Annotated in this window: 12 protein-coding genes; 1 reads left to right on the top strand and 11 read right to left on the bottom strand. The window is 37.9% G+C overall.

Going from position 1 to position 9,164, the window contains the following annotated elements:
* Positions 1 to 716, top strand: a 716-nt coding sequence (locus E1171_RS23880) for a hypothetical protein (RefSeq protein WP_187696458.1), incomplete at its 5' end; no start/stop codon positions are given.
* 134 nt (positions 717 to 850) lie between these two features.
* Here E1171_RS23880 and E1171_RS14120 read toward each other — a convergent pair.
* The 11 genes from E1171_RS14120 to E1171_RS14070 form a co-directional block, all read right to left on the bottom strand.
* Positions 851 to 1,495 (bottom strand): methyltransferase domain-containing protein, encoded by a 645-nt coding sequence (locus E1171_RS14120; RefSeq protein WP_187696457.1) that lies wholly within the window; start codon positions 1,493 to 1,495, stop codon positions 851 to 853.
* Positions 1,492 to 2,325, bottom strand: a complete 834-nt coding sequence (locus E1171_RS14115; protein WP_155206673.1) for a hypothetical protein — start codon at positions 2,323 to 2,325, stop codon at positions 1,492 to 1,494. Before E1171_RS14115 ends, E1171_RS14120 begins: the two co-directional genes overlap by 4 nt.
* A gap of 68 nt (positions 2,326 to 2,393) precedes the next feature.
* Positions 2,394 to 3,281 carry an ATP synthase F1 subunit gamma gene (gene atpG / locus E1171_RS14110; RefSeq protein WP_155206672.1) on the bottom strand — a complete coding sequence of 296 codons (888 nt, stop codon included), beginning with the start codon at positions 3,279 to 3,281 and terminating at the stop codon, positions 2,394 to 2,396.
* A gap of 61 nt (positions 3,282 to 3,342) precedes the next feature.
* On the bottom strand, positions 3,343 to 4,923 hold the full coding sequence (gene atpA / locus E1171_RS14105) for a F0F1 ATP synthase subunit alpha (protein WP_155206671.1): 1,581 nt from the start codon (positions 4,921 to 4,923) through the stop codon (positions 3,343 to 3,345).
* A gap of 68 nt (positions 4,924 to 4,991) precedes the next feature.
* Positions 4,992 to 5,534 carry an ATP synthase F1 subunit delta gene (gene atpH / locus E1171_RS14100; RefSeq protein ID WP_155206670.1) on the bottom strand — a complete coding sequence of 181 codons (543 nt, stop codon included), beginning with the start codon at positions 5,532 to 5,534 and terminating at the stop codon, positions 4,992 to 4,994.
* A 64-nt stretch (positions 5,535 to 5,598) separates the two neighbouring features.
* Complete coding sequence (locus E1171_RS14095) at positions 5,599 to 6,093, bottom strand: F0F1 ATP synthase subunit B (RefSeq protein ID WP_155206669.1); 495 nt, start codon at positions 6,091 to 6,093, stop codon at positions 5,599 to 5,601.
* A 90-nt stretch (positions 6,094 to 6,183) separates the two neighbouring features.
* Positions 6,184 to 6,402: an ATP synthase F0 subunit C gene (gene atpE / locus E1171_RS14090; protein WP_155206668.1), complete on the bottom strand. Its 219-nt coding sequence runs from the start codon at positions 6,400 to 6,402 to the stop codon at positions 6,184 to 6,186.
* Between the two features lie 45 nt (positions 6,403 to 6,447).
* Positions 6,448 to 7,479, bottom strand: a complete 1,032-nt coding sequence (gene atpB / locus E1171_RS14085; RefSeq protein WP_246164348.1) for a F0F1 ATP synthase subunit A — start codon at positions 7,477 to 7,479, stop codon at positions 6,448 to 6,450.
* 390 nt (positions 7,480 to 7,869) lie between these two features.
* Entirely contained in the window at positions 7,870 to 8,103 is a 234-nt protein-coding gene (locus tag E1171_RS14080; protein ID WP_343031382.1) for an AtpZ/AtpI family protein, read from the bottom strand.
* A complete protein-coding gene (locus E1171_RS14075) occupies positions 8,054 to 8,488 on the bottom strand; it encodes a bactofilin family protein (RefSeq protein ID WP_155206667.1) in 435 nt (144 codons plus the stop codon). Before E1171_RS14075 ends, E1171_RS14080 begins: the two co-directional genes overlap by 50 nt.
* 13 nt (positions 8,489 to 8,501) lie before the next feature.
* Positions 8,502 to 9,164: M23 family metallopeptidase (locus E1171_RS14070; protein ID WP_155206666.1), on the bottom strand; the 663-nt coding region annotated here is incomplete at its 5' end.

Below are 9,164 nucleotides of genomic sequence, written 5' to 3'. Positions count from 1 at the left end.
CAACCCGGCTAGCCCCCACTAGAAAAGGCCTTATTGACTTGAATTTAGATGATTTCACTATTGGGCTCTTAATTCCCAATATGGAGGATGTGAATGCAAGGAAAAACTTTATATTTGGGTTAAAACTCCATTTTAACCGATGGTTAAGTTCTCCTCCCATTTACATTCAAGAATACCTCCCTCCCACTCATGCAGTGGATGTGTCCAAGTCTTGTAAAAGATTAATTGAAAAGGAAGGGGCGCATCTTGTTATTGCAGTAGGAAATGTGGTTCGAAGATCTGAAGCTTTCAATTTAAAAAAGAGCACAGAAGAAAATTTCAATGCTGAATCACCGCAGTTATTTACCCTTTTCAAAAGAAATTATGATGCAACTAAAGATCAATCAATCTTCCCTATTAACACTGTTAAACCTTCCTTGCAGAAGTTAGATTTTGCTTTCTTAGGTTTTCAAACTGCATTCCTAGTCACAACTATGATTAAGGTAAAAGAAAATTGTTGCATAGACCTTAACGAAGCCAGAAATAGAGCTAGGACACTGCAAGAAACCATCAATAGCCCAGCTGCTTTGGCTGAACTTTATAAATCTACTTTAAAAAGCAATAAAAAGGTTTCTTCGACAAAAGAAAATGTACCGCTATTGAGCAATGAGAAATCACTGGCAGAAAGCATCTTTGAAATTTATGAAAACAAAATGCAAACCTTTATTTACTTCTAGGATTAAGTACCATAGGTTTAAATGCCTTTCCTATTGCAGCTTTTTTGAACTAAAAAGAAATATAAAAATAGAAATTTAGGGTGCCATGATAATTTGGTCTTTCTAAATTTCTTTTTATCAATTACCTTCTACTTTCATTTCTTAATAAACACCTTGGCCTGTACCAAATCTGTATAAAAGTATAGGCCCGCCACTTCTTTAAGGTCAAAATCTTGAAAGGCTTTATCAAAATTGGGCAATTGATTTCCTTCAATTTTGCAAAATGCGCCAAAAAACAAATACATAATTCTTACTAAAATCTTGTGCAAAAAAGAATAAGTTCTCTTAGACCTCAAGGAAAAATCAGAGAAAAACCATAAGCCATCCTTGTCTAAGGCTTTGTATATAGGATTCATGATAGAGGGTAATGTGGCCTGCTGAAAAAGATCCAAAAAGAAATTAGTAATGACCACCTGATATTTCTCCTCTTCTCTAATTGTCAGATGTGTTCCTAGAATAAAAGTAATTTGATCCTTAAATGGAGAATTAGAGAAGCGCTCTTTGCTTTTTTCAAGCATTTTGACTGATGCTTCAACATAAGTAATAAATACCGAGGGCTTTTTACTCAAAAGTTCTTCAATTATCCAACCTGTTCCCCCTCCAATAATTAAAACATGGGCATATTGAGGCACCAAGTTCAAAAAACAAGTTTGTGACCTTATCAATGCCTTACCAAAAACAAGACGAGAAAGTGGATCATAAAAAGAAGACACAGCATCAAAACTCCCAGTTAGGCTCATACCCATTCAATTAAAAAAATAATAGAAGGATATAAAAAAATGGCATCCCCCCATATCCGATAACGTTCCGATCTCTCAAAGAAATGGGGAAATGCGATCAAAAGACCTAAGGTACTTAACATAGCCGTAATAACGAGTTGCTCATACCTGTGAGTCCCATATAGGATCAATCCAACATTAAGAAAGAAGGATACCGAAACAAACATTTTAATAAGAAGGTTAGTAACCCTGCTACCAGCAAATTGAACAAAAGATTTATGTCCATCCATCTTATCAATAAATCGTTCAAAGCTAGAAAATTCCAATAAATTAGCTAGAGCTATAAAAAAGAATTGAATAATGAGAAAAATTTCCTCTAGCCTCATATCATGATGGTCAACACTCAATTGAGGGGTAAAGATCCCAGCTGTATAAATCAAAGAAATAATAAACTCCTTTTGTACATAGAAATCCTTGCGAAATATCTTTAACATCAAAAAGTAGAGAACCACCAGAGCAGTAAGAATAATACCCCAATGTAGAGTAGGAGTTGGCAAAAAGAATATAAGACGAAAATTTACTAGGCCTACAAGGACAACAGCCACTAAAAGAGGAAAGAAGTATTTTTGGTGAAAATAATGTCTTGGGGAATGTGCCTTGTGGGAAATTTTGGATGCATCCAATAGATGATCAACGGTATAAATAACCCAGACGGAAATTCCCAAACAAATAACCGATACCGAAGGTATCTGCGTATGAAAATACCGCCCCACAAACAAGCTACACAAGCAGGCCCCCAACACCACATCAATGCTAAGAATCCTTGCCAGCTTTAACACTTGATTTAACATAGGGCAAAAATAAAAAAAGCCCATTAAATATGAGCTTTTTTATAAAGTATATTATCTTTCAAAGATGTCTATCTTCCACTTGAAAGGGCCTCTGCCCCAGCTACGATTTCTAAGATCTCAGTAGTAATGGCGGCTTGACGAGTCCTGTTATAGGTTAAGCGAAGCTCTTTAAGCAATTCTCCGGCATTTTCTGTTGCCTTATCCATTGCGGTCATTCGAGCCCCATGTTCTGAAGCATTAGATTCCAAAAGAGTTTTAAAGAATTGGATCTTCAATGATTTAGGGATCAACTCCTTAATGATAAAGGCCTTATCAGGCTCGTAGATATAATCTATATTCTCAACTTTTTGTTCTTCTTCCTCCACAGGCTTAATTGGAAGAAACTGTTCGGTTCTCAAAATCTGAGTGGCCACATTTTTAAACTCATTGTATACCACCTCCACTTTATCAAAATCTCCTGCACGAAATCCTTCCATAGCATACTCTGCTGCTTTACGAACTTCGTTAAAAGACAGCTCTGAAAATAACTCTGAAAAGTCACCGATTACTTTATACCCCCTCTTTGAGAAATATTCATGTCCCCTGCGTCCAATAGTCAATAAACGCAGATTACCATTTGCCTGTTGTTGACTATAATTTTTCTCAATTAAACTGGTAACGTGTTTAAAAACATTGGAGTTAAAGGCACCGCACAGTCCTCTATCAGAAGTAATCACCACAAGAAGGACCTTTTCCACGTCCCTTTCAATGGCATACTCATTCACCAGGGATTCATCTACATCCGAAGAAACGTTTTGAAGAATAGCAGAAAGTTTCTCAGCATATGGGCGCAGCTGAATAATTCGATCCTGAGCCCGTCGCAACTTGGCAGCAGCAACCATTTTCATTGCCTTTGTGATTTGCTGCGTAGATACTACTGACCCAATCCTGTTCTTTACTTCTTTTAAGTTCGCCATTATATAGCTATTAGAACAGGACAAGTTCCTTAAAAAGAAACTTGCCTGTGTATATCAAATTTTACTTTGCGTATTTCCTGGATAATTCCTGGGCAACCTTTCGAATTGCTGAAGTTGCTTTTTCATCAAGCTTGCCAGCTCTCAAAAGATCCAAAGCATCTCTATGCTCTGCTGTCATTATGGTCTGAAATTCATCTTCGAATTCTCTTACCTTCTCAACAGGAACTTCATCAATTAAACCATTCGTAGAAGCATAAATGATCGCCACTTGTTGCTCTACGGCTACTGGAGAATATTGAGGCTGCTTTAAAATTTCCTGGTTTCTTCTACCTCTTTCGATAGTCAACTTGGTGGCCGCATCTAAGTCAGAACCAAACTTAGCAAAAGCTTCCAATTCACGGAACTGTGCCTGATCCAACTTTAAGGTACCTGCCACTTTCCGCATTGATTTAACCTGAGCAGAACCCCCAACTCGAGATACCGAAATACCCACGTTAATAGCTGGTCGAATACCGGCATTAAAGAGGTTGGTTTCAAGGAAGATCTGACCGTCAGTAATCGAAATTACATTAGTTGGGATATATGCAGATACATCACCAGCTTGAGTTTCGATAATTGGCAAGGCAGTCAATGAGCCTCCTCCTTTTACCTTTCCTTTCAAGGAATCAGGTAAATCATTCATATTTGCAGCAATCGCATCAGAGCCATTCACTTTGGCAGCTCTTTCCAATAATCTTGAGTGCAAATAGAATACATCTCCGGGATATGCCTCACGCCCTGGAGGTCTTCTTAATAAAAGAGAAACTTCCCGGTAAGCTACGGCTTGCTTTGACAAATCGTCATAAACTACTAAGGCAGGTCGACCAGTATCTCTAAAGAATTCACCAATGGCAGCACCAGTAAATGGAGCATAGAATTGCATAGGTGCAGATTCTGATGCTGCAGCAGATACCACTACCGTGTAATCCATTGCACCACCTTTTTCCAAAGCAGCCACAATCCCCGCTACAGTAGAGGCTTTTTGCCCAACTGCAACATAAATACAGAAAACAGGCTCTCCCTTTTCGTAGAACTCCCGCTGATTCAAAATGGTATCAATGGCTACGGCTGTTTTTCCTGTTTGACGGTCACCAATAATCAACTCACGCTGACCCCTACCAATTGGAATCATAGAGTCAATGGATTTAATTCCCGTTTGCAATGGTTCGTTTACCGGCTGACGGAAAATTACTCCTGGAGCTTTTCGTTCGATAGGCATCTCAAAGAGTTCACCGCCAATTGGTCCTTTACCATCAATCGGATTACCAAGGGTGTCTACTACACGCCCCACCATTCCATCTCCAACTTTAATGGAAGCAATACGACGAGTTCTTTTTACAGTATTCCCTTCCTTTACACCTTCAGAAGAACCTAGGATTACAGCTCCTACATTATCTTCTTCCAGGTTAAGTACTAAGGCTTGAGCACCGTTTTCGAATTCTAAAATCTCCCCTGACTGGGCTTTAGAAAGTCCGTAGATGGTCGCAACACCGTCACCTACTTGAAGGACAGTGCCTACTTCTTCGAGTTCAGCTTCGGTTTTAGCACCCGAGAGTTGCTCTCTCAAAATCGCTGAAACCTCATCTGGTCTTACTTCTGCCATTATATGTCAATAATTTAAGTTAAATACTATATCTGTTGAAAAACCAGCGTATTGCTGAAGTTATTCCCCTAATTTTGCATAAAATTCTGTTTTAATTCATGCAACTTTCGACTGATACTATCATCAATCTGTCTATCACCAATTTTTAAGATATAACCTCCGACCAGATCTTTATCCACCCTTTCAGTTAATTCTATTCCTTCACACCCACTGGCATTCCGGATAATTTCTTTAAATTGATTCCTCAATTGATCATCGAGAGGGAAAGTTGTCACCACAGTCGCTTCCTGAATCTTTTTCAAAGCGTTATATTGCACATGCACCTGTTTAGCGACAGCGGGAAGTAATTTCTCACGATCCTTTTTGCAAACCAATTCTAGGAAAACCAAACTTAGTTCTGAGATCTTATCAGAAAAAATTGACTTAATAATACTAAGTTTCTTTTCTGGCAACACCACAGGGCTTGCTAACAAACGGGCAAATTCACTGTTCTGTTGGCAAACCTGATCAAAAAGCTGCATATCTGCATGCACTTCTTCTAACAGATTTTTTTCACCTGCTAATTCCAACAAAGATTTAGCATACCTAGAAGCCACCCTGAAGTCTGACATCTTCTCTTCCTTTTTAAAATTATTAGGTTCTGTGTTTTCAGACATCGTCCGAAAGCAACCTGTATTAATTTAATTTAATGGATTCCACATAGTCATTGACCAAATCCTTCTGAGCAGCCTCACCCTCCAAGTTTTTTCTCAATAACTTTTCAGCCACCTGCAAAGACAAAGTAGCCACCTGACTCTTCACCTCTTTTAACGCAGCTTTTTTCTCTGCAATAATAGTGGCCTTAGCCTCTTCTATCATTTTTTCGCCAATTTTAAGAGCATCTTCCTTGGCTGATTCTTTAATTTCATTGGCTGCTTTTACGGCATCCTTAAGAATCTTGTCTCTTTCTGCTCTGGCCTCTTCCAATAACTTTTCATTATCTGCTTTCAACCTAGCCATCTCTTCTTTGGCTTGCTTTGCAGACTCTAAAGCATTTTCAATGGAAGATTCTCTTTCTTTTAAGCCATTTAAAATCGGTTTCCAGGCGAACTTTCCTAAGACAAAAAGTACAACTAGAAAAACCACTGTTTGCCAAATGACTAAACCTGCTTCAGGGATAATAAGATCCATTATAAAATCCTTCTATATAAATAAAGAATAAACTTCAAAAATAAGATCGGTAACAGGCCTAATGCCTACATTACCGATCTACAACCTTTTTTAGATTGCCAACAATAGACATACCAGCACGGCGAAAAGTGCCACACCCTCGATAAGGGCAGCTGAGATAATCATTGCAGTCTGAATTTTACTAACGGCTTCTGGTTGTCTTGCAATTGCTTCCATTGCTGAACCACCAATTCTACCGATACCAAGTCCCGCGCCTATCGCTACGATTCCGGCACCGATACCAGCGCCTAAAAGACCTAAAGCCTCCATAATTAACAGTATTTATTTATAAAAATTAAACAAAAGGTTTCCAAATTAATGATCATCAGCAACTGCCTGACCTATAAAAATTGCTGAAAGCAAAGTGAATACATAAGCTTGAATAAAGGCCACCAATAGTTCCAAAAAGTTCATTGCCGTAGCAAATGGAACACTTATTATTCCCGTAAGCGAACTTCCGAAAATAAAAATCAATCCAATGATACTTAAAATTATAATGTGCCCTGCAGTGATATTCGCAAACAAACGGACCATTAAGGCAAATGGCTTTGTAAATATTCCAATTATCTCAATAGGTACCATGATTGGTAAAAGTACTTTAGGTAAGCCCGGCATATTAAAAATATGCCCCCAATAGTGCTTGTTCCCATTTACATTTGTAATAATCAAGGTAAAAACTGCCAAAACGAAGGTGACAGAAATATTACCGGTAAGATTGGCGGCACCTGGCAAAAGCCCCATAAGGTTATTTATCCAAATAAAGAAAAACACCGTTAATAAGTACGGCATAAACTTGGCATGTTTCTTTTCCCCTAAATTCGGAATGGCAATATCATCTCTAACAAACAATATTATTGGCTCAATAAATGACTGCAAACCTTTAGGTGCAGTATTTGGGGCTTGTTTGTAACGCTTTGCTACAGATAAGAATATCGCAAAAAGCAAAATTGCGCTAATAAGTAAGGAAGCCGTGTTTTTTGTAATAGAAATATCCAGGAAGCTATTGCCGTCCAGGGCCTCAATTTTCCCATGAGAATTTAACTGGTAACCATTATAGGCCACATGGTTGTGGTGCTCATCATAAAAATTAGAGGACATAAAAATATCCAGCCCTTTTTCTTGAGAATATAAGATAATTGGCAAAGGAATGGTAACATGTGTATGACCGATAGTTGCCAAATGCCAATCATGAGCATCCTTAATGTGCTCCATGATATAATCTGTCTTTCCTCCCTCACTTTCCTCGGAAGAAGCAAATGCTCCTGCATTTGAAAACGTCACCAATATTGAAAGTAAAAATGTTATTTTCAGCAGCTTATTCAGCCCTCGCATTGCAATATTTGCCATTTCAATTACTCTTCTTAGAATTTGGGCGCAAGTTAGTCAATAACAAACTTATTTCAAACCATAAAAAACATAAATAGAGAATAAAGAAGTTTAAAGCGAACGCAAGACGGTGCTCTACGCCAAAATACAAAAACAAAAATGCCACGAATATACTGCAAAAAAAACGCAGAAACATAGCCGCAAAATAATATGGTACTATATAACCATTGCTTCTTTCGGCACCCAAAAATATTATTTTGGAAGTTATATATCCTTGAACCGCAAAAAATGACAGAAAGCGCCAAATGTGTCTATGTAGCAGGCCGGATTCTAAATAATCTAACAAAAAGAAAACAGCGGCTAATACCGCTGTGAAGACTATTAACTTAAAAAATGGTTTTCTGTGTCCATTCATTCTTCAGGTAAACTTTTAATCACACTCACAATCGCTCCAACTATGGCCAGAAGTGAAAAAACAACGGTAAAAATTGGGAACTCATTGCCCATCCATTCGTCAATTTTTATTCCTCCCCATACCCCAATGGAAATGGTGGCCATCATTTGAAATGCCAACCCACTGTACCTAAGGTATTGATCAAACTGTTTTTGTGTTTGCTTTACTTTTTTCTTTGGCGCTTTCTTCACTACTACTTTTTAAGTTTTTGTCTTCGCCCATTTTACAATTTCCATTAAATACAGCTCCTGTTTCTACCACCAACTTATTGGCAATAATATCCCCATTAATAACAGCAGATGATTTAAGCACTAAAGTTTCAGTGACTTCTACATAACCTTTAACTTCCCCTTCCACTTCGGCATATTGAGAATATAAATTTCCCTCTACACGAGCAGTTTGCCCCAAAATTACTTTGGCTTTTGATTTAACATTTCCGACCAATTCCCCTTCCACTCTCAAATTCCCATACGTCTCAATGTCTCCCCGGATAACGGTTCCCTTAGAAATAATGTTACTTGCATTTTGAAGCTCATGCTCCGAAACCATCTCCTGTTTTTTGTTATTATTAAACATTTGTACGTAAAATTTATAAAGTTATAAACTCCTCCGGATTCACCGGATTACCATTATACCATAATTCAAAGTGTAAATGAGGACCGGTGGTAAGTTCCCCGGTATTTCCTATAATTGATATGACATCACCCGCCTTTACAAAATCTCCCACACCCTGCAATAATTCCGCATTATGCTTATAAACTGACACCATATTTCCTTTATGCTGAACGGCTATCACATAGCCGGAGTCCTGGGTCCAGGAAGATAGAATCACCGTTCCATCCGCCACACATTTTACGGGTTCATCTTGTTTGGCAACAATATCTACCCCATAATGTTTGTTTTTTACCTCATATTTATCCGTAACAATACCTGCCACAGGTTTAAAAAGAAATAATTCCTGAAGGTCTCCTTCTTCATCCCTGGCTAGTTTTAAGCCTTCTTCCCCGAAATTTTCAAATTCTTTACGAAATTCATCATCAATTTCGGCTTGTTCTTGAGGACTGAGAGGGATTTGTTTAGATTGTGTAGTAATAGTATTTTTGTTAATGGCATTTGTTTCTGAAGAATCATTTCCTTCACCCGTCATTATGTTTGTAAGGTTTAAAATAAACTGATCTTGCATCTCCACTTGATTTTCCAATGAATCAATGGATTTGGAAAGTGCATACAGTTGTTGATTAGCCTTTAATTC

Origin of the sequence: Xanthovirga aplysinae (assembly GCF_009711365.1) — a bacterium.
Taxonomy (GTDB): domain Bacteria; phylum Bacteroidota; class Bacteroidia; order Cytophagales; family Cyclobacteriaceae; genus Xanthovirga; species Xanthovirga aplysinae.
Note: the sequence above shows the minus strand (reverse complement) of the source record. Positions and strands in the feature narration are given on the sequence as shown.

Coding starts and splice junctions, on each gene's coding strand:
- atpG (WP_155206672.1), bottom strand. CDS start 3,281: ATGGCGAACTTAAAAGAAGTAAAGAACAGGATTGGGTCAGTAGTATCT.
- E1171_RS14115 (WP_155206673.1), bottom strand. CDS start 2,325: ATGTTAAATCAAGTGTTAAAGCTGGCAAGGATTCTTAGCATTGATGTG.
- E1171_RS14075 (WP_155206667.1), bottom strand. CDS start 8,488: ATGTTTAATAATAACAAAAAACAGGAGATGGTTTCGGAGCATGAGCTT.
- atpE (WP_155206668.1), bottom strand. CDS start 6,402: ATGGAGGCTTTAGGTCTTTTAGGCGCTGGTATCGGTGCCGGAATCGTA.
- atpH (WP_155206670.1), bottom strand. CDS start 5,534: ATGTCAGACTTCAGGGTGGCTTCTAGGTATGCTAAATCTTTGTTGGAA.
- atpB (WP_246164348.1), bottom strand. CDS start 7,479: ATGGCAAATATTGCAATGCGAGGGCTGAATAAGCTGCTGAAAATAACA.
- E1171_RS14120 (WP_187696457.1), bottom strand. CDS start 1,495: ATGAGCCTAACTGGGAGTTTTGATGCTGTGTCTTCTTTTTATGATCCA.
- atpA (WP_155206671.1), bottom strand. CDS start 4,923: ATGGCAGAAGTAAGACCAGATGAGGTTTCAGCGATTTTGAGAGAGCAA.
- E1171_RS14095 (WP_155206669.1), bottom strand. CDS start 6,093: ATGGATCTTATTATCCCTGAAGCAGGTTTAGTCATTTGGCAAACAGTG.